General features: G+C 70.3%; 22 protein-coding genes. 10 read left to right on the top strand and 12 right to left on the bottom strand.

All coding sequences use genetic code 11. The features are described from left to right. Positions 1-45 precede the first annotated feature (45 nt). Positions 46-1,281: a serine/threonine-protein kinase gene (locus ACIBQ6_RS21260; RefSeq protein ID WP_358290010.1), complete on the top strand. Its 1,236-nt coding sequence runs from the start codon at positions 46-48 to the stop codon at positions 1,279-1,281. Between the two features lie 352 nt (positions 1,282-1,633). Here the strand turns inward: ACIBQ6_RS21260 and ACIBQ6_RS21255 are convergent, their stop codons facing one another. The 6 genes from ACIBQ6_RS21255 to ACIBQ6_RS21230 all read right to left on the bottom strand — a co-directional run bounded on the left by ACIBQ6_RS21255 (position 1,634) and on the right by ACIBQ6_RS21230 (position 6,294). Beyond that, positions 1,634-2,578: a hypothetical protein gene (locus ACIBQ6_RS21255; protein WP_397213755.1), complete on the bottom strand. Its 945-nt coding sequence runs from the start codon at positions 2,576-2,578 to the stop codon at positions 1,634-1,636. 79 nt (positions 2,579-2,657) lie between these two features. Beyond that, the gene (nuoH, locus tag ACIBQ6_RS21250; RefSeq protein WP_358290014.1) at positions 2,658-3,599 is read right to left on the bottom strand and encodes an NADH-quinone oxidoreductase subunit NuoH; all 942 of its coding nucleotides are present in this window, start codon (positions 3,597-3,599) and stop codon (positions 2,658-2,660) included. Beyond that, positions 3,592-4,134, bottom strand: coding sequence for an NADH-quinone oxidoreductase subunit C (locus ACIBQ6_RS21245; protein ID WP_397213753.1), 543 nt, complete (start codon positions 4,132-4,134; stop codon positions 3,592-3,594). The genes nuoH and ACIBQ6_RS21245 overlap by 8 nt, the downstream gene beginning before the upstream one ends. After that, positions 4,131-4,646, bottom strand: a complete 516-nt coding sequence (locus tag ACIBQ6_RS21240; RefSeq protein WP_387652039.1) for an NADH-quinone oxidoreductase subunit B — start codon at positions 4,644-4,646, stop codon at positions 4,131-4,133. The genes ACIBQ6_RS21245 and ACIBQ6_RS21240 overlap by 4 nt, the downstream gene beginning before the upstream one ends. A gap of 86 nt (positions 4,647-4,732) precedes the next feature. After that, on the bottom strand, positions 4,733-5,878 hold the full coding sequence (locus ACIBQ6_RS21235; protein ID WP_397213751.1) for a M48 family metallopeptidase: 1,146 nt from the start codon (positions 5,876-5,878) through the stop codon (positions 4,733-4,735). A 44-nt stretch (positions 5,879-5,922) separates the two neighbouring features. Beyond that, entirely contained in the window at positions 5,923-6,294 is a 372-nt protein-coding gene (locus ACIBQ6_RS21230; RefSeq protein ID WP_358290019.1) for an NADH-quinone oxidoreductase subunit A, read from the bottom strand. A gap of 85 nt (positions 6,295-6,379) precedes the next feature. Between ACIBQ6_RS21230 and ACIBQ6_RS21225 the strand changes: the two genes are divergently transcribed. The 6 genes from ACIBQ6_RS21225 (at position 6,380) to ACIBQ6_RS21200 (ending at position 12,696) form a co-directional block, all read left to right on the top strand. After that, the gene (locus ACIBQ6_RS21225) at positions 6,380-7,867 is read left to right on the top strand and encodes a polysaccharide deacetylase family protein (RefSeq protein WP_397213749.1); all 1,488 of its coding nucleotides are present in this window, start codon (positions 6,380-6,382) and stop codon (positions 7,865-7,867) included. Positions 7,868-7,900: 33 nt separating this feature from the next. Next, positions 7,901-7,990 carry a putative leader peptide gene (locus tag ACIBQ6_RS21220; protein WP_352322479.1) on the top strand — a complete coding sequence of 30 codons (90 nt, stop codon included), beginning with the start codon at positions 7,901-7,903 and terminating at the stop codon, positions 7,988-7,990. Positions 7,991-8,110: 120 nt separating this feature from the next. Next, positions 8,111-9,955 (top strand): 2-oxoacid:acceptor oxidoreductase subunit alpha, encoded by a 1,845-nt coding sequence (locus ACIBQ6_RS21215; protein ID WP_358290025.1) that lies wholly within the window; start codon positions 8,111-8,113, stop codon positions 9,953-9,955. Then, complete coding sequence (locus ACIBQ6_RS21210; RefSeq protein ID WP_358290028.1) at positions 9,948-10,994, top strand: 2-oxoacid:ferredoxin oxidoreductase subunit beta; 1,047 nt, start codon at positions 9,948-9,950, stop codon at positions 10,992-10,994. The genes ACIBQ6_RS21215 and ACIBQ6_RS21210 overlap by 8 nt, the downstream gene beginning before the upstream one ends. A 61-nt stretch (positions 10,995-11,055) precedes the next feature. Beyond that, positions 11,056-11,979 (top strand): NAD-dependent epimerase/dehydratase family protein, encoded by a 924-nt coding sequence (locus tag ACIBQ6_RS21205; RefSeq protein WP_397213746.1) that lies wholly within the window; start codon positions 11,056-11,058, stop codon positions 11,977-11,979. A 60-nt stretch (positions 11,980-12,039) separates the two neighbouring features. Further along, a complete protein-coding gene (locus tag ACIBQ6_RS21200; protein WP_358290033.1) occupies positions 12,040-12,696 on the top strand; it encodes a class I SAM-dependent methyltransferase in 657 nt (218 codons plus the stop codon). Between the two features lie 18 nt (positions 12,697-12,714). Here the strand turns inward: ACIBQ6_RS21200 and ACIBQ6_RS21195 are convergent, their stop codons facing one another. The 3 genes from ACIBQ6_RS21195 to ACIBQ6_RS21185 form a co-directional block, all read right to left on the bottom strand. Next, positions 12,715-14,154, bottom strand: coding sequence for a hypothetical protein (locus tag ACIBQ6_RS21195; protein ID WP_397213744.1), 1,440 nt, complete (start codon positions 14,152-14,154; stop codon positions 12,715-12,717). A gap of 163 nt (positions 14,155-14,317) precedes the next feature. After that, positions 14,318-15,238, bottom strand: coding sequence for a hypothetical protein (locus ACIBQ6_RS21190; RefSeq protein ID WP_397213742.1), 921 nt, complete (start codon positions 15,236-15,238; stop codon positions 14,318-14,320). After that, the gene (locus ACIBQ6_RS21185) at positions 15,235-16,050 is read right to left on the bottom strand and encodes a 2OG-Fe(II) oxygenase (RefSeq protein ID WP_397213740.1); all 816 of its coding nucleotides are present in this window, start codon (positions 16,048-16,050) and stop codon (positions 15,235-15,237) included. The genes ACIBQ6_RS21190 and ACIBQ6_RS21185 overlap by 4 nt, the downstream gene beginning before the upstream one ends. 106 nt (positions 16,051-16,156) lie before the next feature. Between ACIBQ6_RS21185 and ACIBQ6_RS21180 the strand changes: the two genes are divergently transcribed. Both ACIBQ6_RS21180 and ACIBQ6_RS21175 read left to right on the top strand, forming a co-directional pair. Next, complete coding sequence (locus ACIBQ6_RS21180; protein WP_397213738.1) at positions 16,157-17,080, top strand: glycosyltransferase family 2 protein; 924 nt, start codon at positions 16,157-16,159, stop codon at positions 17,078-17,080. 73 nt (positions 17,081-17,153) lie between these two features. Next, the gene (locus ACIBQ6_RS21175) at positions 17,154-17,702 is read left to right on the top strand and encodes a dTDP-4-dehydrorhamnose 3,5-epimerase (protein WP_358290047.1); all 549 of its coding nucleotides are present in this window, start codon (positions 17,154-17,156) and stop codon (positions 17,700-17,702) included. Here the strand turns inward: ACIBQ6_RS21175 and ACIBQ6_RS21170 are convergent. The 3 genes from ACIBQ6_RS21170 to ACIBQ6_RS21160 are packed head-to-tail and all read right to left on the bottom strand — an operon-like array spanning position 17,591 to position 20,619. Continuing rightward, complete coding sequence (locus tag ACIBQ6_RS21170; protein ID WP_358290050.1) at positions 17,591-18,985, bottom strand: O-antigen ligase family protein; 1,395 nt, start codon at positions 18,983-18,985, stop codon at positions 17,591-17,593. The two genes, ACIBQ6_RS21175 and ACIBQ6_RS21170, sit on opposite strands and share 112 nt — an antisense overlap. Beyond that, positions 18,982-19,713, bottom strand: coding sequence for a hypothetical protein (locus ACIBQ6_RS21165; RefSeq protein WP_397213735.1), 732 nt, complete (start codon positions 19,711-19,713; stop codon positions 18,982-18,984). The genes ACIBQ6_RS21170 and ACIBQ6_RS21165 overlap by 4 nt, the downstream gene beginning before the upstream one ends. A 9-nt stretch (positions 19,714-19,722) precedes the next feature. Continuing rightward, the gene (locus tag ACIBQ6_RS21160; protein WP_397213733.1) at positions 19,723-20,619 is read right to left on the bottom strand and encodes a hypothetical protein; all 897 of its coding nucleotides are present in this window, start codon (positions 20,617-20,619) and stop codon (positions 19,723-19,725) included. Positions 20,620-20,761: 142 nt separating this feature from the next. On the opposite strand from ACIBQ6_RS21160, the gene ACIBQ6_RS21155 reads away from it, so the two are divergent. Further along, positions 20,762-21,889 carry an acyltransferase family protein gene (locus ACIBQ6_RS21155; protein ID WP_397213731.1) on the top strand — a complete coding sequence of 376 codons (1,128 nt, stop codon included), beginning with the start codon at positions 20,762-20,764 and terminating at the stop codon, positions 21,887-21,889.

Here is a 21,889-nt window from a genome sequence, read left to right as displayed (position 1 = left end):
GTGACTGTCCGATATGAACGACTGCATGGCGATAGTCTCTCGGCCATGCCGTACAGCCATCCGGTCCGTCCCAGCAGCGGGGCGTGGGCGGCCGCCATCGGGTGGGCCAGCCTGGCCCTGATCTCGTGCGGGCTGGCGACCCCGTTCACGATCGGGTTCGCGGCATTCTGGCTGCGGAGCACCTGGCAGGCCATCGGGGCCTGCGTCTACCTGGTCCTGATCGGCTCGTTCGTCATCGCCATCATGCTGTACGACGACTTCGACAACATCCCCGAGCCGATGTCCACTCTGATCTCGTTCGGGTTCGTGATCGCCTGGATCGGCGGGATCGCCCATTCGGCCGTCCTGGTGCCGGCGATGGCGCGGGCGCGGCACCGGCCGCCGGTGCACGCGCAGGCCCCCGTGCGCACGCAGGCGCCCATGCACGCGCCCGCCCAGACGCCCACGCCGCGGCATCGGCCCGCCGACCTGCATCAACGGACCACGGCCCCCACCCATCAGCAGCATCGCGGGCAGCCGGAGTGGATCGGGCACTACCGGGTGCTGCACCAGCTCGGGCGCGGCGGGCAGGGTGCCGTCTACCTGGCCATGGCGCCCAACGGGGCGCGGGTGGCGGTCAAGGTGCTGCACGACCTGGTCGACGAGACCGCCCGCACCCGGTTCGCGCGGGAGGTGGACGCGGCTCGGCGGGTCGCCACGTTCTCCACAGCCCGGGTGCTCGATGTGAACATCAACGGACAGCACGCGTACATCGTCTCGGAATACGTGGAGGGGCCGTCGCTGGAGCAACTCGTACGGCGCCACGGGCCCCGCGACGAGGACGGCCTGACGCGGCTCGCGTTATCCACAGCCGGAGCGCTGGCGGCCATCCACAAGGCCGGGGTGGTGCATCGTGACTTCAAGCCGAGCAACGTCCTGATCGGGCACGACGGGCCGCGGGTGATCGACTTCGGGATCGCCCGGGCGCTCGACCGGATGACCATGACGTCCGGGAAGATGGTGGGGACGCCGCCGTACATGTCGCCTGAGCAGCTGACCGGGGAGCCTGTGGGGCCGGCGTCCGACGTGTTCAGCTGGGCGGTGACGATGATGTTCGCGGCCACCGGGCGTCCGGCGTTCGGCGAGGACACCGTGCCGGCCGTCTTCAACCGGGTGCTCACGGTCCACCCGGACCTGTCGCCGTTGCCGCCCGCCTTGCGCGGCGTGGTGGGGGCATGCCTGAACAAGCGCCCCCAGGAACGCCCGTCGGCTTCGGACGTGATGGTCGCGATCGTCCACTGACCACCGCCCCGGCATATGCCGCGACCACCGAACAACCGACCGCAGGCGGATGACCACCGCTTACCGCTTCGCCCACCGCTTACCGCTTCGTCCACCGGTGACCGTCCGTGGGCGGTCCGTGCCAGCCGGATCGGGAGGGCCCGAAGCGAGTCGCCCCACCACCAAGCGCCGTACGACGAAAGCGGGCACCCCCTACCCAAGGGGACAGGACGGGAGATGGAGTAGGGCACCCCTCACGATCCGGTCGAGGGGTTCGTGGAGGGCGGCCCGATGAGGAGGGGGTCAGGGGAAGGCTTGGCGGGAGCGGGTGGTGAGGGTCAGGGGAAGGCTTGGCGGGAGCGGGTGGTGAGGGTCAGGGGAAGGCTTGGCGGGAGCGGGTGGTGAGGGTCAGGTATTCCTCGCGGGAGACCCGGTGCATCGCCAGCCCCAGCCCGTGGCGTTCGGTGAAGCGGTGGAGAGAGGCCGGGGGCCAGCGGCCGGGCAGGTGGAGCAGGGGGTTCCCCGCGGGGTCGAGGAGGAAGACGCCGCACAGGTCGTCGTGACGGTATCGGAGGAGACTGCTGCCCGGTTCGACCGGAAGTTCGGTGATGACCCCCGAACGGCGGTACACCGACAACGTCCGGGACGACTTCATCCGCAGACACGGCCCTCCGGGCGGCCCCACGACAAGACCACGCCTCTCCTGCCACCGGTGCACCCCGCCCAGCACGGGCCGTACGACGAGCAACGCGGGACTGAAAGCCACCATCAGCCATTTGGCCTCGATCAGTTCCATCAGAAAACGTCCGAAGGCCGAGAAGCCGCGCCAGGCGACCCACATTCCGGTGACCCCCAGATACACCATCAACGCCAGCCCGGCGATTCCCGCGCACACCCCCAGCGCCAGGTTCCATCGGGCCGTCCGCGGCGCCGGGACTCCGCGGATGCGTTCCCAGCCGGGGGCGCGGGCGGCCAGGATCCGGCGCGCCCGCTCGGAGCTGTCGTCCCGGCCGTCCCGGAGCGGGATGCCGGCCTTGGCGGCGAAGTCCCGCAGCTGGGGTGGGTGCCAGCCGCCAGGCAGGTCCAGCAGGACGAGCCCGTCGGGGTCGAGGGCGGCGACCCCTTTCAGGAACCGCGACCTCTTCCCGGAACCGTCTGTCGAATAGTCGTAACGATAGAGCGACGCGGGCGACAGGGTCGTGGAACGGCCCCTGGCTACGTCGGTGACGGTCAAGGTGCGGCCGTCGGAGGTGAGACTGACTTTCGGGCAGCGGGCGCCTTTCATCGCGCCCGCGACGGGCAGGATTTGCGCGTTCACGAATTGTCCCCTTCATCCGGGGCCCCCTATGCCGGGTACGACGGATAAGGGCGTCATAAAGTTTCCGCCGGCGCGAAACTCAGATGAGGACCTTCACCACTCCGGTGAGCGCGAGCTGCACGAGCGCCAGCGGCACCAGTCCGGCCCAGGCGAGCTTCTGGAGCTGGTCCTCACGCAGCCGCGGATAGGTGACGCGCAGCCAGATCACCACGAACGCCAGCGCGAAGACCTTGATCAGGGTCCAGATCCAGCCGGGCAGGAACGGCCCGTGCCAGCCGCCCAGGAAGAGCACGGTGGTCAGAAGGGACAGGACGACGATCCCGGCGTACTCGGAGAGCATGAACAGGGCGAACCGCATGCCGGTGTACTCGGTCATCGGGCCCATGATGATCTCGGACTCGGCGATCGGCATGTCGAACGGCGGACGGCGCAGCTCGGCCAGCCCCGCCACGAAGAACACCACTCCGCCGATCGCCTGCCAGGGCAGCCACCACCACTGCCACGCCTCGACGATGCCGGGCATCGACAGCGTGCCCGCCGCCATCGCCACGGACGAGGCCGCCAGCACCAGCGGCAGCTCGTACGACATGAGCTGGGCGGCCGCCCGCATGCCGCCGAGCACCGAATACTTGTTGGCCGACGCCCACCCCGCCATGATCGCGCCGAGCACCCCGACGCCCATGACGGCGAGCACGAAGAACAGCCCGAGATCGAGGTCGACGGCGACCAGGCCGCGATCGAGCGGAATGACGATCAGGACGACCAGGTACGGGACCAGCGCCACGCCCGGCGCGATCATGAAGACGCGGCGGTCGGCCGCGGCCGGGATGACGTCCTCCTTCTGCATGAACTTCACGCCGTCGGCGATGAGCTGCGCCCAGCCGTGGAAGCCGCCGGCGTACATGGGGCCGAGCCTCGACTGCATGTGGGCCATGACCTTGTGCTCGGTCTGGCCGACGATCAGCGGCAGCACCAGGAACACGACGAGGATGACGACGAAGCTCAGCACCACTTCAAGCATCAGGCGGACCCCAATCGGCCGGTACTCCGGGCGGAAGCGTCTTGCGGCGGCTCGGGGCGCCGTGCCCTGACTCGCCCGGCTCCTTGGCGCCCGGCCACGGCTTGGCCACGCGGGCGGCCAGCACGAAGTCCTTGCGCAGCGGATGGCCCTCGAAGCCGTCGGGCAGGAGCAGCGGCACCAGGTACGGGTGCTCCTCGAAGATCACCCCGAACATCTCGTACGTCTCGCGCTCGTACCAGTTCGCCCCCCGGTAGACGCCGACGGCGGACGGCAGGCGCGGGTCGGCGCGCGGCACCCGGGTGCGCAGCAGCAGCCGCTCGCGGGCGTCCAGGTTGTAGACGTGGGCGACGACGACGAAGGCGTCGGGCGGCTCGTCCACGCCGGTCAGCCAGTCGAAGAAGGCGTGGCCGAGGTCGTCGCGCGCGAAGGTCAGCAGCTCGATCCAGTCGGCGGGGGCGACGTCGACCGTGGTCTCGCCGTAGGACTCGCTGATCTGGGCGCGCTCGCCGAAACGGGCGGCGACGGCGGCGTTCACGCCTGGTCCTCGGAGCCGTGGGAGCGGGACCAGACGTAGCGGTCGCTCAGCTTCTCCCCCGCGATCTTCTCCTGGAGCTTCATGATCCCGTAGAGCAGCGCCTCGGGACGGGGAGGGCAGCCGGGCACGTAGACGTCGACGGGGATGATCTGGTCGACGCCGTTGGTGACGCAGTAGGAGTCCCAGTAGGGACCGCCGGTGTTGGAGCAGGCGCCGAACGAGATCACGTACTTGGGATCGGGCATCTGCTCGTAGAGGCGCTTCACGGCGGGGGCCATCTTGTCGGTGACCGTGCCGGAGACGATCATCAGGTCGGCCTGACGGGGGCCGTTGGCGAACGGGATGACCCCGAACCGGATGAAGTCGTGCCTGCTCATGGAGGTCGCGATGAACTCGATGGCGCAGCAGGCCAGCCCGAAGTTGAACACCCACAGCGAATAGCGCCGCCCCCAGTTGAGCACGAACCGCATGGGTTTGGGCGCGAGCCTGGAGACAGGTCCGACGGTGGGCATCGGGAGATCCGTTGCTGCCATGTCGCCCATTCTTGCGCGAATCGCAGGTCAGGCAAAGGACACGCCCGCGGCGCCCGGCGGCTTCCTCAGTGGTACAGAGCCGACTGGGCGTCTTCCTTGAGGCCGCGCGCCACGCGTTCGGCCGGCAGCGCCAGCTCCTCCTCGATCTCCTCCATGGCCGCCGCCCGCACCCGCGCCTCCGCGTACGGCAGCGCCGCCAGATGCTCCTTCCGCAGGTGCGTGGGCGGGTGCGTCCTGTCCACCCGTAGTTCGTCCAGCCCGGCCGCCACGCGCAGGCGTTCGATCTCCGCCTCCGAAAGGCCGGCGACGTGGTCCCGCAGTTCCGCCCACAGGTCCTGCCGGCCCACCGCAAGGGTCTGCGTCATCAGGAAATGGTCGGCGGGCACCACCCGGGTGCTCAGGGCGTCCATCAAGGAGAGCGCCGCCTCGGTCCCCCCCACGCGGGCCTGGATGGCGTCGGCCCGGTACTCGGCCCGCTGCGACGACCGGTGGACCAGCAGCTCCAGGACGACGATGAGCCCTCGCACCGGCAGCCCGACGACCGCGAGCAGGCATTCGGCGGCCAGCCGGGACAGGCCGTCGCCCGGCTGCCAGCAGAACCGGGTCACCTCCCGCAGCTCGCTCAGCGAGTACAGCGCGCCGCCCACGGCGAGCCCGTGCCTGGCGTCGCCGTTGCGCGAGTGGGCCATCTCGTGGGCGATCACCGACACGCGTTCTGCCGGGGTCAGCAGCATCCAGAGGGGGTAACCGATCTCCACCAGGCGGCGTCGGCGCCAGCCGTACGTGGTGAACGCGGCGTTGGCGGCGCCGCTGAGCACGACGAGGTCGGTGCGCGGCGCGCCGACCTCCGCGCCGATCCGGTCGATCAGCTCGTACAGGCGGGGGGCGTTCTGCCGGGTGAGGGTCTCGGCTCCTCCCGGGACGCGCATGACGCGGGGACGCAGCAACCAGGCGACGTCGAGCGCGATCACCCCGAACGGCACGCTGAGGATGGTGAACCTGGTCACCAGGTAGCCGCCGAGCGCGAGGAAGGCGAACGGGAGCAGATGGACCAGCGCGGCGAGCGCGTAACCGGCCGCCCGCGCGGCCCCGGCCGATCCGCCCGCCCGGGCGGCGTCATTCTCGCGGGCGGCTCGCATCACGTCACGGTGGAGGCCGTGGACGACGGCCGCCTGCCGGCGTGCCACCCATCCCTTGCCGGTGCTCGACACGGCAGACAAATGTGCCGAGGCGGCACAAGAACGTCAAGAGTGATCTACGTCCAGCTGAGGACGCGTTTGCGCCAGGCGTACAGGATGCCGAGGGCGATGAAGCCGAGGAACACGAACATCTCCACCAGCGTCGTCACCCCGTAGCCGGGCGCGTCGAAGATCGTGGCCCACGGGAAGAGGAAGACGGCGTCGACGGCGAAGACGACGTAGAGGTAGGTGAAGACGTAGTAGCGGACCTGCGACTGCGCCCAGCCGTCGCCGACGGGGTCGACGCCGCATTCGTAAGTGGTCAGCTTCTCGGGGGTCGGCCTGGTGGGCCGCAGGAGCCGGTTGGCCATGAGAGCCCCGGCGACGATGGCGACACCGATCGCGAACAGCGCGGCGACCAGCACGTAGGACCCGAAGTAGCCCTCCATGACGTGATCGTAACCCAGTCAAACCTCAGACCCCATAACCCCAAGACGGGGCAAAAGGTAAGATCCCCCACATACCCTGACAGACATGCACCAAACGCGATTCTTTGCTGGAATCGCTCTGCTGGCCCTCTCGGCCGGGGGCTGCGGGCTGGCCGCCGCCGCACCCGAGCGGGACGTGCTGGTCCCGGCAGAGCCGACCGCGATCGACTTCGTCGACCCCGCGACAGTCGTCGGCCTGTCCACCGCGACCATCATCAACGAGGACGACGACCACAGCAGATACGTGCACATCAGCTACCCCGAACTGACCGACGCGCCGGGCCTGAACCGCGCGCTGCGCGCGGACGCCGAGCGGCAGCTGCGGGACTTCCGGGCCGCCAAGAGCGTCAACGGCGACTACCCGCGTCCCGAGCTGAACGTGGACTGGCAGCTCGCCGCCCGTTCCCCGGAGGCCGTCGCGGTTCGGCTGCGCACCGGCGAGTTCCTGGGCGCGAGCTGGGGCAACTCCACCCGTACCTTCTGGTTCGACCCGCGTACCGGCAAGGCGGGCGGGTCCACGGCGCTGCTGGGCGGGCCGCAGGCGCTGGACCGGCTCGCGGTGCTGGTCAAGGAGCAGCTCAAGGGACGCGGGCCGCAGGTCGAGCGGGACGGCGTGCGGGCCGACCCCGGCCAGTTCGACTCCATGGCCTTCAACCGGAGCGGCGACCTGGTGGTCGAGTTCGACGACTGCCAGATCGGGCCGTGCTCGCTCGGCCGGGTCGCGGTGGCCGTCCAGGCGGGACGGGTCGCGCCGCTGCTGTCCGAGCTGGGACGCCGGGCCCAGGAGAGCGTGCGGGAGGCCGCCCGCAGCGCCCCTCCGGCCGGGCCGGCGACGACGCCGAAGACTGCGCCGGCGGCGAGCCCCGAGGCGTCCAGCAACCGGGCCGGGAGCGTGAACTGCGCCAGGACCAAGTGCGTGGCGCTGACGTTCGACGACGGGCCGGGGCCGCGGACCGGGCGGCTGCTCGACCTGCTGGCCGCCGGCAAGGCGCGGGCCACCTTCTTCACCGTCGGGACGAACGCCGTCGCGCAGCCGGGCCTGCTGCGCCGGATGAGCGCGGAAGGCCACCTGGTCGGCAACCACTCCTGGTCGCACCGGGACCTGTCGAAGCAGGCGACCAGCAAGATCGCCGACTCCTTCCGGCGTACCGACGACGCCGTCCGGGCGGCGATCGCGCAGGAGCCCACGCTGGCCCGCCCGCCGTACGGCGCGATCAGCAAGGACGTGCGCGACGTCGCCCGCGACCTGGGACTGTCGCTGGTCGGCTGGGACGTGAACTCCAGGGACGAGCCCGGCGCGACGGCGTCGGAGATCACCGAGCGCGTCGTGCGCAAGGCCCATCCGGGCGCGATCATCCTGATGCACGACACCAACCCCGAGTCGATCGACGCGATTCCGGGCATCCTGAAAGAACTCAGCGGGAAGGGTTACACCTTCGTGACCGTTCCAGAGTTGTACGGCTCCGCAGCGATGCGCGCCGGACGCCTGTACGAGTCGGGGAACCAGCAGTCGCGTAAGCAGCCCCTGACGTAGCACACGTGTTGGGGGGACGTATCATTGGCGCTCGTGACCCGAACCGTCCTCTTCGCACGCCTGCATGTAGACCTCTGCAGGCTCGCGTCAGGGCTGTGTCGTCGTTCTCCCGCCTCACCCTGACTTCCGACCGCGTTACCCGCTTTCGCGGCTGGCAAACGCGTGACCTTCCGAGGATCTAGCATGGAAACAGAGAACGCGCCCAACGCAACCGCGCCTTGGCGCGTCGAGGAGGACTGAGCTGTGACGAAGCAGGTCCAGCAACTCGACCGCGTGATCATCAGGTTCGCCGGCGACTCCGGCGACGGCATGCAGCTCACCGGCGACCGCTTCACCGCGGGGACGGCGGAGTTCGGCAACGACCTGTCGACGCTGCCCAACTTCCCCGCCGAGATCCGCGCCCCCGCAGGAACCCTGCCCGGCGTGTCGAGCTTCCAGCTCCACTTCGCCGACCACGACATCCTGACGCCCGGCGACGCGCCCAACGTGCTCGTGGCCATGAACCCGGCGGCGCTGAAGGCCAACCTCGGCGACCTGCCGCGCGGCGCGGACATCATCGCCAACACCGACGAGTTCTCCAAGCGCAACCTGCAGAAGGTCGGCTACGCGGCCAACCCGCTGGAGGACGACTCCCTGAGCGAGTGGCGCGTGCACGCGGTGCCGTTGACCTCGCTGACGGTCAAGGCGCTCGAAGGCTTCGAGATCTCGAAGAAGGACGCCGAGCGCGCCAAGAACATGTTCGCCCTCGGCCTGCTGTCGTGGCTCTACCACCGGCCGACCGAGCAGACGATCTCGTTCCTGCAGCAGAAGTTCGCCAAGAAGCCCGACATCGCCAAGGCGAACATTGCGGCCTTCCAGGCGGGCTGGAACTACGGCGAGACGACCGAGTCGTTCTCGGTCTCCTACGAGGTCAAGCCGGCCAGGCTGGCTCCCGGCGTCTATCGCAACATCTCCGGGAACCAGGCCCTCGCCTACGGGCTGATCGCGGCCAGCGTGCAGTCGAAGCTGCCGCTGTTCCTGGGCTCGTACCCGATCACGCCGGCCAGCGACATCCTGCACGAGTTGTCCAAGCACAAGCGGTTCGGCATCCGCACCTTCCAGGCGGAGGACGAGATCGCGGGCGTCGGCGCGGCGCTGGGGGCCGCGTTCGGCGGGGCGCTGGGCGTGACCACCACCTCCGGCCCCGGCGTGGCGCTGAAGGCGGAGACGGTCGGCCTCGCGGTCACCACCGAGCTGCCGTTGATCATCGTTGACGTCCAGCGCGCCGGTCCCAGCACGGGCATGCCGACCAAGACCGAGCAGACCGACCTGCTGATGGCCATGTTCGGCCGCAACGGCGAGTCGCCGGTGCCGATCGTCGCGCCGCTCTCGCCGAGCGACTGCTTCGACGCGGCCGTCGAGGCGGCCCGCATCGCGGTCAAGTACCGCACGCCGGTCATGTTGCTCTCGGACGGCTACCTGGCCAACGGCTCGGAGCCGTGGCGCCTGCCCGAAGTTTCCGACTTGCCCGACATTTCGCAGGAATTCACGACCGAGCCCAACGGTGAGGGCGGCGAGTTCCTGCCGTTCAAGCGTGACACCGAGACGCTGGCCCGCCCCTGGGCCATCCCCGGCACCCCCGGCCTCGAACACCGCATCGGCGGCATCGAGAAGGCCGACGGCACCGGCAACATCTCCTACGACCCGGACAACCACGACCTGATGGTCCGCACCCGGGCCTCCAAGATCGCCGGGATCGACGTGCCCGACCTCGCGGTCGACGACCCCGACGGCGACGCCAAGGTCCTGGTCATCGGCTGGGGCTCGACGTACGGGCCGATCGCGGCGGCCGTGCGGCGCATCAGGCGCGAGGGCGGCAAGGTCGCCCAGGCGCACCTGCGCCACCTCAACCCGCTGCCGGCCAACACCGGCGAGGTGCTCAAGAGCTACGACAAGGTGCTGCTGCCCGAGATCAACCTCGGCCAGCTCGCGCTGCTGCTGCGGGCCCGCTACCTCGTCGACGTGATCAGCTACAACCGCGTGCGCGGGCTCCCGTTCAAGGCCGAGGAGCTGGCCGGAGTCATTCAGGACGTGATCGACAGTGACTGAGCTGGTGAACGGGAAGGGCCTGAGCCTGGTTCCCAAGACCGACGTCAAGCAGGGGCTGAAGGACTTCAAGTCCGACCAGGAGGTGCGCTGGTGCCCGGGTTGCGGCGACTACGCGATCCTGGCGGCCGTGCAGAGCTTCCTGCCCGAGCTGGGGCTGCGGCGCGAGAACATCGTGTTCGTCTCCGGCATCGGCTGCTCCTCGCGCTTCCCGTACTACCTCAACACCTACGGCTTCCACTCGATCCACGGCCGCGCGCCCGCGATCGCGACCGGCCTGGCCGCCTCGCGGCCCGACCTGTCGGTGTGGGTGATCACCGGTGACGGCGACGCGCTGTCCATCGGCGGCAACCACCTGATCCACGCGCTGCGCCGCAACGTCAACCTGAACATCCTGCTGTTCAACAACAGGATCTACGGTCTGACCAAGGGCCAGTACTCGCCCACCTCCGAGGTCGGCAAGATCACCAAGTCGACCCCGATGGGCTCGCTGGACAAGCCGTTCAACCCGATCTCGCTGGCCATCGGCGCCGAGGCGTCGTTCGTGGCCCGCACGATCGACTCCGACCGCAAGCACCTGCAGTCGGTGCTGCGCGAGGCCACGGCCCACCGCGGCACGTCGCTGGTGGAGATCTACCAGAACTGCAACATCTTCAACGACAACGCCTTCGAGCAGCTCAAGGACCCGGCGGTGCGCGACGACATCACGCTGCGCCTGGAGCACGGCCAGCCGATCGTGAGCGCGTCCAAGGCCGTCGTGCGCGGCGCGAACGGCGGCATCGAGGTCGTCGCCAGGGACGGCGTGAGCGAGGAGCAGATCCTCGTGCACGACGCCCACAACCCCGACCCGTCGGTGGCCTTCGCCCTCAGCAGGCTCGACGAGCCGGCCTTCGAGCACGTGCCGATCGGCATCTTCCGCCAGGTCGACCGCCCGGCCTACGACGTGCTCATGGCCGACCAACTGGAGGAGGCCGTGGCGCAGAAGGGCCCCGGCGACCTGAGCGAGCTGCTCATGGGTGGAGACACCTGGCGCATCGGCTAGTTCGTGTATTAGATGGAGCCGTCGGCCTGACGGCTCCATCTTCCACGGAGGTCAATCCACGATGTCGTATTGGCCTGAGGCCGTGGTGCTGGTGACGGGTGCGGCCGGGTTCATCGGATCGCACCTGGCCGCGCGTCTGCGCGTGCTCGGCGCGCAGGTGCACGCGGTCAGCCGGCGGCCACAGCAGGCCCGCCACGGGGAGATCTGGCACCAGGCCCGGCTCGACGACGCCGGCGACACCGCGCGGCTGTTCCGGTCGGTACGCCCGAACCTGCTGTTCCACCTCGCCGGCGAGGTCACCGGGTCGCGCGGCGACGAGGTCGTCCGGGCCACGCTGGAGAGCAACGTCGTGGGCGCGGTCAACGTGTTGTCGGCCGCGCGCGAGCACGGCGTCCGGACCGTGTTCACCGGCTCGATCGAGGAGCCGCGGCCGGGCAACGACCATGCGCCGCCCTCGTCGGCGTACGCGATGTCCAAGTGGGCCGCCACCGGCTACGCGCGGCTCTACCACCGGCTCTGGGACCTTCCCGTCACCGTGCTGCGTCCCAGCATGGTCTACGGCCCGGCCCAGCCCGACACCACCAAGCTCGTGCCGTACGTGACGCTCAGCCTGCTGCGCGGCGAACGTCCCCGGCTGACCAGGGGCGCCAAGCTCGCCGACTGGATCTACGTGGACGACGTCGTCGACGCGTTCGTGCTGGCGGGCGAGTCCGACAAGGCGGTCGGCCACACGCTCGACGTCGGCACCGGCGTACGGACCGCCGCCCACGAGGTCGTCGAGCGGCTCTACCGCATCACGGGCGCGGACACGCGGCCCGAGTTCGGCGCCGCGCCCGACCGTCCGCACGACATCACGCAGGTCGCCGACATCGTCCCGGCGGCGGACCGGCTCGGCTGGCGCCCTGCCACGGAATTGGACGAAGGGTTGCGCCGGACGGTCAATTGGTATGCATCCCAAGAATGTCACGAAGAAAGGCCCTCTTAGCCGGACGGGCGAAATTCTGCGAGCATGGGGCTACTTATTCCGGCCGGAGGAGTTGCCTTTATGAGCCGCCTGAACGCCCTGCGCAGTCGTTTCGTGGACGCTCCCGACTCGCTGGGAGCCAAGGCGCGGGCACGCAGGTGGCAATGGTTCGCCGCCCGTTTCCCCGACCTCGACCGGATGAACGTCCTCGACCTCGGCGGCACGGCCGGGGCCTGGATGCGCGCCCCGGTCAGGCCCGCGCACGTGCACATCGTCAACCTCGAACAGCCGCCCGCCGACCTGCCGTCCTGGCTGCGGGCCGACGTCGCCGACGCCTGCGACCTGCCGCCCGCGATCCGCGGCAGCCGCTACGACCTGGTCTTCTCCAACGCCGTCATCGAGCACGTCGGCGGACATCAGCGCCGGCAGCGGTTCGCCGACACCGTGCACGAGATGGCCGATCGCCACTGGGTGCAGACGCCCTACCGGTACTTCCCGGTCGAACCGCACTTCCTGTTCCCCGGCTTCCAGTTCCTGCCGCTCGCCGCGCGGACGACGATCCTGCGCCGCTGGCCGCTCGTCCACACGCCGACCTCCGACCGGGACGCCGCCCGGATGATCGCCATGGAGGTCGAGCTGCTGAGCGTGACCGAGATGCGGCACTACTTCCCCAAGTCGCGGCTGCGCTTCGAGCGGCTGGCCGGGCTGGTGAAGTCGGTCATCGCGGTCCGCAGCTGAGGCCCAGGCTCGCCGGGGTCAGTCCGTGCCCATGATGGTCGCGCCGCCGCCCTCCCAGGAGTTGCCCTTCCAGACGTTGCCCGGCCCGTTCGCGTCCCAGTACGACACCGGGCCGGCGTAGCCGCCCTTCGGCCAGACCTTGCGGCTGAAGACGTTGTCGATCACCTTGATGTTGGACGACAGGCCCTTCCGTCCGGCGCCCGCGTACAGCGACCAGCCGCCGCCGGCCAGGAAGTTGCCCTGGACGGTGACGTTCCTGGTGACGCCGAAGTCCTGGAAGAGGGCGATGGCGCCGGTCTGGTCGAGCGTGTTGATCACCGTGTTGTGCCGGATGACCAGCTCGGTGCCGGGGGCGGCGGTGCCGGTGGACATGATCATGTCGGTGTGGTCGCCGGAGTAGTACTTCGGGTCGTGCACGTAGGAGTCCTCGACCAGCCCCTGGTCGGTGAGGATGCCGTTGGAGATCGTGTGGATGTCCACCCGGCGGATCGTGACCAGCTTGCCCTGGTTGAGGATGCCGAACTGGGTGCGCACCTTGCCGTTGCCGAAGATCTCGCTGTCCTCGACCGTCAGGCCGGAGAAGCCCTCGCGCTGGAGGATGCCCCAGTAGTCGCTCTGGCCGCGGACGCGGGTGTTGCGGATGGTCACGTTGTCGGCCTCGACGGTGATGTCACCGGTGACGTCCCAGCCGTCGATGACCTTGCCGTCCTCCTTGATGACGATCGAGCCGGTCTTCTTGACCAGGTCGGTGCCGTCGGGGACGCCGGTGTTGCCCGCCCCGGGCCAGCCGCCGCCGCCGGGGGGCGGGGTGGAGGTGGGGGTTTTGGTGGGGGTCTGTGGCGGCGTCTGTGGCGGCGTCTGGGGCGGCGTCTGGGGCGGGGTCTGGGGCGGGGTCTTGGTGGCCGTGGGGGTCGCCGTATGGGTCGCCGTCGGAGTGCCGGTGGGCGTCTTGGTGGGCGTCGGGGTCGGCGACTCGCTGGGCGGCGTGCCCGTGGGGGTCGGGGTCGGGGTGCGGGTGGCCGTGACGGTCGGCGTGGCGGGAGGGCTCACCGTGGGCGTCGTCGTGGGCGTCGTCGTGGGCGTCCCGGGCGGGGTGCCCGGTGGGGTGCCGGGCAGGGTGCCGGTCGGCGTCGGGCGGTGCGTCGGCCGGTGGGTGGGACGGCGCGTCGGGCGCGCGGTCGGCTTCCTCGTGGGCCGCCTGGGCCACCACCTGGGCTCCTGGCTTCGGGTCCTGGTGGGCCGGGGCTTGTGGGTGGTGGGACGCGGCTGGGCCCGCCGGCCGGCGGCGGCCTGCGGCGAGGCCGCGCTGCTCGCCCCACTGGCCTCCGTCAGGACGGCCCGGGGGTCCAGTACATCGGAGACGACGAGGCCGTACCCGCCGGCCAGCACCGCCACCACGGAGACCCCGGCCAGGGATAACCAGCCGGTACGTCTCTTCCCTCTTCGATGCCGCGACACAGGCGACTCCTTCCGATCGTGGCCGAGTCCGAGTCCCCCAAGGGGAGAGAGTAGCCATGCCGAAAGAAGAAGTGGTGCCTTTTACCGAAATAAACTCGTTATCCTCCAAATTCACAACAAGCTCATGTTTCTCATCTATCGCGGCAAATCCGACAGAGAGGCGTCATCCCGGCGTCACCGTGCCGCCGTTTTCCCAGGTGTTCCCCTGCCACCGATTTCCGGGCCCGTCCTTATCCCAATATGAAACCGGCCCCGCCGCTCCGCCCTTGGGCCAGACGCGGCGGCTGAAGACGTTCCCGATCACCTTGATGTTGGACGACTTCCCCTTCACCCCGGCCCCGGCGTACAGCGACCAGCCGCCGCCGGCCAGCAGGTTGCCCTCGACCGTCACGTCCTTGACCACGCCGAAGTCCTGGAAGAGGGCGATGGCGCCGGTCTGGTCGAGCGTGTTGATCACCGTGTTGCGCCGGATGACCAGCTCGGTGCCGGGCGCGGGCGGCCCGGTGGACATGATCATGTCGGTGTGGTCGCCGGAGTAGTACTTCGGGTCGTGCACGTAGGAGTCCTCGACCAGGCCCTGCTGGGTCAGGATGCCGTTGGAGATGGTGTGGACGTCCACCCGGCGGATCGTGATCAGTTTGCCCTGGTTGAGGATGCCGAACTGGGTGCGCGCCCTGCCGTTGCCGAAGATCTCGGTGTCCTCGACCGTCAGGCCGGTGCGTCCCTCGCGCTGGAGGATGCCCCACCAGCCCTTGGTGCCGCGCACCCGCGTGTTGCGGATGACCACGTCGTCGGCCTCGACCGTGATGTAGCCGGTCACCTCGACGCCGTCGATCACCGTGCCGTTCCTGGTCACCCGGATCGATCCTGATTTGCGCAGCGCCATCCCCTCGGGCACGCCGGTGTTGTGCGCGCCCGGCCAGCCCTGCTCGGCCGGCTTCGACGGCGGCGGCGTGCCCGGCCTGGACGTGGCCGCGGCGGGCGACCGGGTGACCTCGGGCCCGCCGGGGGACCCGGTGCAGCCGCCCAGCGACACGACCAGGACCGCGACGAGGCACCAGGCCCCTCGGACGTACGGCCTCACTCGCCCTTGGTCCTCCGGCCGCCGACGAGGTCGGCCAGCGCGGGCGGCGTCCAGCGTTTGGCGACCTGGCGCAGGTTGCTCTTCCACGCCTCGCCCGGCCGCTGCTTGAACAGCGTGGTGTGGTCGTCGGTGACCTCGTCGTCGGGTCTGCCGTTGGAGTAGTAGTAGAGCGCCATCGAGCGGCGGGCCCGGTCGTCCGGGCAGGTGAGCGGGTCGGGGTGGCCGTGGTTGGCGTCGTCGGTCGTGGCGAACAGCACGAAGCGGTTGAAGACCGGGAGGATCTTGCCCTCGCACTCGGTCATGTCCTTGTTCCACAGCTGCAGGTGGCCGCCGTAGCTCTCCTGCCAGTCCTTGTTGAGGTAGAGCAGGCCGTTGAGCCGGCGGTCGAGGTTGAGCCGGCAGCTGCGGTTGAAGTCGGCGTGCACCTTCAGGAAGCCGCCGGGCCGGATCTGGTGCAGGCCGCCGCCCTCGAAGTGCGGGTCGGAGACCAGTTGCGTGATGCCGGTCAGCCGCTCCAGGAACTCGACGAACACGCCGCTGTTGAACTCGGCCAGCAGGCGCCGGGTGGCCGGCCCCATGCGCTCGGTGTCGGCCAGCGCCAGCTTCACCTCGCGCGCGCTGTCGAACCGCTGCCAGGTGGCGTCGCGCGGCTCGGGGAACTCGTCCAGGACGGGCTCCAGCACCTCGGGCGGCAGGAAGTCGTCGATGACGACGTGACGGAACGGCGAGGCGGTACGGAACTGCTCGGAGTACTTGTCCGCCAGCGGGAACAGCTCGTCCCGGTGGAAGGTGAAAGCCTGCAGATCCTGCATGGAATGTGTCTCCGTCTCCTACGACACCCGGCCCCTACCTCCTCATCGCCTCATCAGTGCCTTCTGTTACCTGTAACGATCCATTCCCGGCCGCCGATGGCGACATGTGACGCCCGGCTCTCCCCGAGTCGCGATCGTGATCGTGACCTACAACAGCGCGCCGGTCCTCGGCGGTTGCCTGGCCTCCCTGCCCGAGGGCGCGAAGGGGGTCCGGCTCACCGACGTCGTCGTGGCCGACAACGCCTCCAAGGACGACTCGCTCGCCATCGCCGAACAGGCCGCCGGCCTGCCCGTACGGCCCCTTCAGGTGGGCCGGAACGCCGGGTACGCCGCGGCGATCAACGCCGGGGTCGCCTCGCTCGACCTGGACGACCTCGACGCGGTGCTCGTCCTGAACCCGGACTGCCGCCTGCGTCCCGGCGCGCTGGCCGTGCTGGCCGCGGCCCTCGACCGGCCCGGCATCGGCATCACGGTCCCCCGGCTGGTCAGCACCGAGGGGGTGCTCCACCACTCGCTGCGCCGCACGCCCGCGGTACGCCGCGCGCTGGCCGAGTCGCTGGTCGGCGGCCGATTGGCGGGCCGGATCGGCACGCTGGGCGAGATGGTCGTCGATCCGGCCCGTTACGAACGTCCCGGGCCGGCCGACTGGGCCACCGGCGCCGCCATGCTCGTCTCGGCCACGGCGCTGGCCCGGCTCGGCCCCTGGGACGAGTCCTTCCTGCTCTACAGCGAGGAGACCGAGTACGCGCTGCGCGCCGCGGACGCCGGCTGGACCCTCTGGTACGAGCCGGCCGCCGTGGTCGAGCACATCGGCGGCGAGGCCAAGACCAGCCCGATGCTGGCCGCGCTGCTCACCGTCAACCGCGTCCGGCTGTTCCGGCGGCGCCGGGGCCGGGTCGCGACCGCGGGCTTCTACCTGGCGGTGCTGCTCGGCGAGGCGATGCGGGCGGCGGCCGGGCGGCGTACGGCCAGGGCCTCGGTCGTGGCCCTGCTCAGGCCGTCCCGCCGCCTGCGGGCCCTGCCGGGCTGAACCGCGGGCCCTCGCACAGGAGCCGCGGGCCCTCGCACAGGAGCCGCGGGCCCTTCCACAGGAGAGGAACACGATGAGAGTCGAGCGACTGGGGCTCGAAGGCGCGCTGCTGTTCGTGCCGACGCCGAGCCACGACGACCGCGGCCTGTTCACCAGGACCTTCGACGCCGTGATCGCCGCCGAGCACGGGCTGGACCACACGGCGTTCGTCCAGGACAGCCAGTCGCGCTCGCGGCTCGGCACGATCAGGGGCATGCACGGCCGGTCGGGGCGCGGCGAGGCCAAGCTGGTGCGCGCGGCCCGCGGCGCGGTGCTGGACGTCCTGGTGGACGCGCGGCCCGGGTCGCCGACGTTCGGCTCGCACGTCGCCGTCCGGCTCGACGACGTGACCTTCGCCAACCTGTACGTGCCGCCGGGCGTGCTGCACGGCTACCAGGCGCTGACCGAGCAGGCCGACGTCTGCTACCGCATCGACAGGGAGCACGACCCGGCCGAGGACCTGGCCGTCCGCTACGACGACCCCGACCTCGCGCTGCCGTGGCCGTTGCCGGTGACCGCGATCAGCGAGCGCGACAGGTCGGCGGGCTCGTGGAAGGAGCTCAGGGCCGTCCTGGCCGCCTGATCGCGGCGTTCGAACCGCATCAGCGCCCCGGCCGCGCCGACGAGCAGGAACAGCACGCTGGTGATGCCGGGGAAGGACAGCAGGTCGAAGGTGGCCGCGCCGAGCAGCGGGATCACCAGGCAGGCGGCGATGGTCAGGCCGAGGTTGCGCACGTTCGGGTCGGTGCTCATCCGGCGCACCCGCAGGGCGACGACGATCCCGCACCCGATCACGCCGACGAACCCGAGCACGCCGACCACCCCGGTCTCCACCAGGGACAGCAGGTACTGGTTGTCGAACACCTGGTGCTTGAAGGGGTACCAGGTGCCGAGGCCGCGGCCGAAGAACGGGCTCTTGGCGAACTCCCGCATCGCGAAGGGATAGTCGTGGGTGCGGTAGATGACGCTGCTGTCCTCGCCTGCGCCGGCGAACAGGTTGTAGAACGTGCCGATCAGGCCCGGCGCCAGCACCTTCATGAAGCCCAGGAACACCACGAACGCGCCGATGGTGACGATCCGCCGCCGGTTGGACCAGCCGAGCAGCAGGATCAGCCCGGCCCCGGCCAGGCCGAGCACGGCCGTCCTGGAGACCGAGAACATCAGGCCGGCCGCGATGACGGCCGCGCAGATCCACCAGCGGGTCGCGGCCTGGCCCCGGCTGCGCGCCTGGAAGCCGAGGTGGGCGGCCAGCGGCAGCAGCATCGCCGACAGCGCGCCGAACTCGATCGGGTGGCCGAGCGTGCCGGCGACCCTGCGCAGGTCCGACCGGGAGATCACGGTCGGCACCTCCTCGACCGAGGAGTGGCGCAGGCCCGGGACGCGCATGTACTCGGTCAGGTCGAAGTCCAGCCGGAACTGCAGCAACGCGACGATCGCGGCGAACGTGCCGCCGATGACGACCGCCTTGAGCACGAAGTCGAGGCGCTCGCGGCTGCCGATCCCGTCGCACATCACCAGCAGCAGGCTCGCGTACCCCAGGTACAGCACCAGCGTGTGGTCGGCGAGGTTGAGCTCGTCGGAGGGCAGGTAGCGGTAGGTCGTGTAACCGTAGACGGCCAGCAGGAGCATGCCGTAGACGAAGATCGAGGTGCGGACGGGGTTGCCGCCCTTGGCGACGCCGGTCGTGCCGACCATCTGGGCGCACACCCACACCACGCCCATGAACAGGGCCATGATCTCGGCGGGGGTGAGCGAGAGCGGCAGCCCGGCGACCGCCAGGCGGGCCGGCAGGATCAGCAGGAACAGCACGAACAGGCAGGCCAAAGTGGCGCCGTCGGCGCGCCGCGGCAGGACGGTGCCGGTCATCCTTCGTGTCCCGCAGGCGTCCTGGCGCCGTTGGCGAGCGCGGGCTCGAACCGCACGGGACCGCCCCCGGCCCGGCGGCGTGAACGGCTGTGCCGGGCGAAGCTCTCGACGGCGAAGGCGGCGAACAGGCTCATGAAGAACGCCAGCGCGCCGGTGATGACGGCGCTGCGCATGCGGCTGCCCTTCTTCTCGTCGGGCGCGGTCGGCGGCACCACGACGGTGGCGGTCACGTACGTGGTGGGCGGCGCCTTGACCTGCTGCTGCCGGGCCCGCAGCTCCTTCTGGGCCAGGGCGGTGACCTTCACGACGATGCCGTGGGCCAGCTCGGCGGTCGGCGCCTCACAGATGATCACGATGAACGGGGTGGCGGGCATCAGCTCGGGGTTGGTGCCACCGCTGGTGATCTTGAGGGTGACGTCGCCGCCGATGGGCGCGCCGAGCGCGGCGGCCGTCTGGGGCGTGTTGAGCGCCTGGATGAGGATCGAGGAGGTCATGCTGAGCCCCTGGTCGAAGGAGACCAGGGGGTTGGTGCGCGGATTGGGGAACTTGGGGTCGCTGGGCACGCTGCCGCCGGTCACCGGCAGGGTCAGCACGAGCGCCGAGCTGGAGATGAAGGTCTTGGGCGCGACGGCGAAGACGCCGAGGGCCGTCACGACCGTGAGCAGGAACGCGGGGACCGTCACGTACCAGCGCTTGAACAGGATCTTCGCCGTCGCCCAGAAGTCCATGGCGGGCCCTCACTTCTCGCCGTCGTCCTGGTTCGCCTTCCTCGGCCCCGGGACGGGCGACAGCGGGCCGGCCCGGTAGGCGGGGAACTCCATGGTGGCCGAGCTGTCCTCGTCGAGGACCGGGAGCTCGACGGGCTCGGCCGCCTGGGCCTCGACCGGCTCGGGCGCCGGAACCGGAACGGGAACCGGCACCGGAGCCGGAGCCGGAACGGGAGCGGCGACGGGAGGCGCGGCCGGGGCGGCGGGCTCGGGCTGCCGGGGCTGCCGGGGCTCGCGCCGGACCACCACGCCGTAGGCGATGCCGAGGCCCAGGAACAGGGTGAGCAGCGCGCCGCCGATCGCCCCCTGCCAGCTCACGCTGTGGTCGGCCTCGGGCTTGGACGGCGGCACGATGTCGGTGGAGGTGATGAAGGTGTTCGGCGGCGCGCCGAGCGTCTTCTGCCACTTGAACAGCTCGCTCGCCACGCGCTCGCGGGCCGCCATGAGCACGGTCGTGGCCTGCCTCGGGGACTCGCTGTCCACCCTGATGTAGATGTAGGGCCCGTTGATGTCCAGGACGTTGGGGTTGGTGCGCCCGTCGTCGATGGTGATCTCGGTCGGGCCGTCCTTGGGGGCGCCGAGCTCGGTCCAGACGTCCTGGGTGTTCATCGCGAGGATGACGATGCTGGCGCCGGTCTTGAGCGCGTCGTTGAAGGAGAGGAAGGGGTTGGTCAGCCCTTGCTTGGTCTTGTCGCTGTTGACCGTGCCGCCGTTCACCGGGGTCGCGAGGACGAGGGAGACGTCGGTCGTGTAGTGGGCCGGGAGGACGAGGTACACCACGCCGCCCACCAGGATCGACAGGAGGATCAGCGGCGGGCCTATCAGAATTCGTCGGAGAAGACCAAGAATCGCCTTCCAGAACTCCATTTTGGTACGTTCCCCCGCATCAGCGAACTTGCCCTATAGCGGACCATCGCCCAATCACTGGCAGACGTTACATCCCCCCAGATCGGTTACATCGGACGTGATCGCCGCGATAGACCTACGACTACGGCGACGGGGGCTTTCGGTGGGGCTGACAACTGAGCGTCCGGCGACACGGAGCAGGCTCGCCGGGCTCGACGGGTTACGGGGGCTGGCCGCGCTGTTCGTGGTCCTGCACCACTGCTGGCTGCTGTCGTTCCCCGGGTTCCCGGTCAACGACGCGCCCTGGTGGACGGGGTGGCTGCTCTACGGGCACTTCGCGGTCGTGGTGTTCATCGTGCTGTCCGGGTTCTCCCTCGCGGTCTCGCCCGCCCGGTCCGGCTGGCGGCTGGGCAGCATCCCCACGTTCTTCAACCGGCGGGCCTGGCGCATCCTGCCGCCGTACTGGGCGGCGCTGCTGTTCAGCCTGGTGATCGCCTGGACGGTCATCCCGCAGCCGGGCCAGCAGGCGCCCACCGGGCAGTCGGTGCTCATCTACGGCCTGCTGCTCCAGGACGTCTTCGGCTCCCCCAGCCCCAACGGCGCCATGTGGTCGATCGCCGTCGAGGCGCAGCTCTACCTGGTGTTCCCGCTGATGGTGCTGGTGCTGCGCCGGTGGGGGGCGGCGGTGATGCTGGGCGCGGTGACGCTGGTCGTGGTGGCCGTGGGGGCGCTGGCGCCGTACGTCCCGGCCGTGGAGCTGCTGATGCGGCTGACCCCGCAGTTCGCCGCGCTGTTCGCCGTGGGCGCGGTGTGCGCCGGGGTGGTGCGGGCCTCGGAACGTTCCGGGCGGCCGCCCTGGCACTGGCTGGCCGCGGCGGCCGCGCTGCCGGTGCTCGCGCTGGTCGTGGTGGCCGGTCCTGAGTGGGTGGTCGGGCACTTCTTCTGGGTGGACCTCGCGGTCGGGCCCGCCGCCGGCCTGCTGCTGGCCGGCGTGGCGACGGGCCGGCCCTCCTGGCTCGTCCGGCTGCTCGACACCCGTCCGGTACGGCGGCTCGGCTCGTTCTCCTACAGCCTCTACCTGATCCACGCGCCGTTGGTCGTCATGGTCAACCGGCTGGTGGTCGCGCCGCGCGTGCCGCCGGGGATGCCCGCCTTCCTCCTCACGCTCGCCCTGGCCGTGCCGGCGAGCGTGGGAGTGGCGTGGTTGTTCGCGTCCGTCTTCGAGCTGCCCTTCCAGCGGCACAGAGGCTGGCGGAGGCTGCGCGAGGCCGCGCGGGCGCGGTTCAGGTGA

Source organism: Nonomuraea sp. NPDC049655, assembly GCF_044465465.1.
Lineage (GTDB): Bacteria > Actinomycetota > Actinomycetes > Streptosporangiales > Streptosporangiaceae > Nonomuraea.
The sequence above is the reverse complement of the archived record's forward strand: the minus strand, read 5'-3'. Positions and strand labels throughout refer to the sequence as shown.

Excerpts from the sequence above, each read along its gene's own strand:
- ACIBQ6_RS21260 (WP_358290010.1), top strand. The coding sequence starts at position 46 with ATGCCGTACAGCCATCCGGTCCGTCCCAGCAGCGGGGCGTGGGCGGCC.
- nuoH (WP_358290014.1), bottom strand. The coding sequence starts at position 3,599 with ATGCTTGAAGTGGTGCTGAGCTTCGTCGTCATCCTCGTCGTGTTCCTG.
- ACIBQ6_RS21240 (WP_387652039.1), bottom strand. The coding sequence starts at position 4,646 with ATGCCCACCGTCGGACCTGTCTCCAGGCTCGCGCCCAAACCCATGCGG.
- ACIBQ6_RS21230 (WP_358290019.1), bottom strand. The coding sequence starts at position 6,294 with ATGGAGGGCTACTTCGGGTCCTACGTGCTGGTCGCCGCGCTGTTCGCG.
- ACIBQ6_RS21225 (WP_397213749.1), top strand. The coding sequence starts at position 6,380 with ATGCACCAAACGCGATTCTTTGCTGGAATCGCTCTGCTGGCCCTCTCG.
- ACIBQ6_RS21205 (WP_397213746.1), top strand. The coding sequence starts at position 11,056 with ATGTCGTATTGGCCTGAGGCCGTGGTGCTGGTGACGGGTGCGGCCGGG.
- ACIBQ6_RS21200 (WP_358290033.1), top strand. The coding sequence starts at position 12,040 with ATGAGCCGCCTGAACGCCCTGCGCAGTCGTTTCGTGGACGCTCCCGAC.
- ACIBQ6_RS21185 (WP_397213740.1), bottom strand. The coding sequence starts at position 16,050 with ATGCAGGATCTGCAGGCTTTCACCTTCCACCGGGACGAGCTGTTCCCG.
- ACIBQ6_RS21175 (WP_358290047.1), top strand. The coding sequence starts at position 17,154 with ATGAGAGTCGAGCGACTGGGGCTCGAAGGCGCGCTGCTGTTCGTGCCG.
- ACIBQ6_RS21170 (WP_358290050.1), bottom strand. The coding sequence starts at position 18,985 with ATGACCGGCACCGTCCTGCCGCGGCGCGCCGACGGCGCCACTTTGGCC.
- ACIBQ6_RS21165 (WP_397213735.1), bottom strand. The coding sequence starts at position 19,713 with ATGGACTTCTGGGCGACGGCGAAGATCCTGTTCAAGCGCTGGTACGTG.
- ACIBQ6_RS21160 (WP_397213733.1), bottom strand. The coding sequence starts at position 20,619 with ATGGAGTTCTGGAAGGCGATTCTTGGTCTTCTCCGACGAATTCTGATA.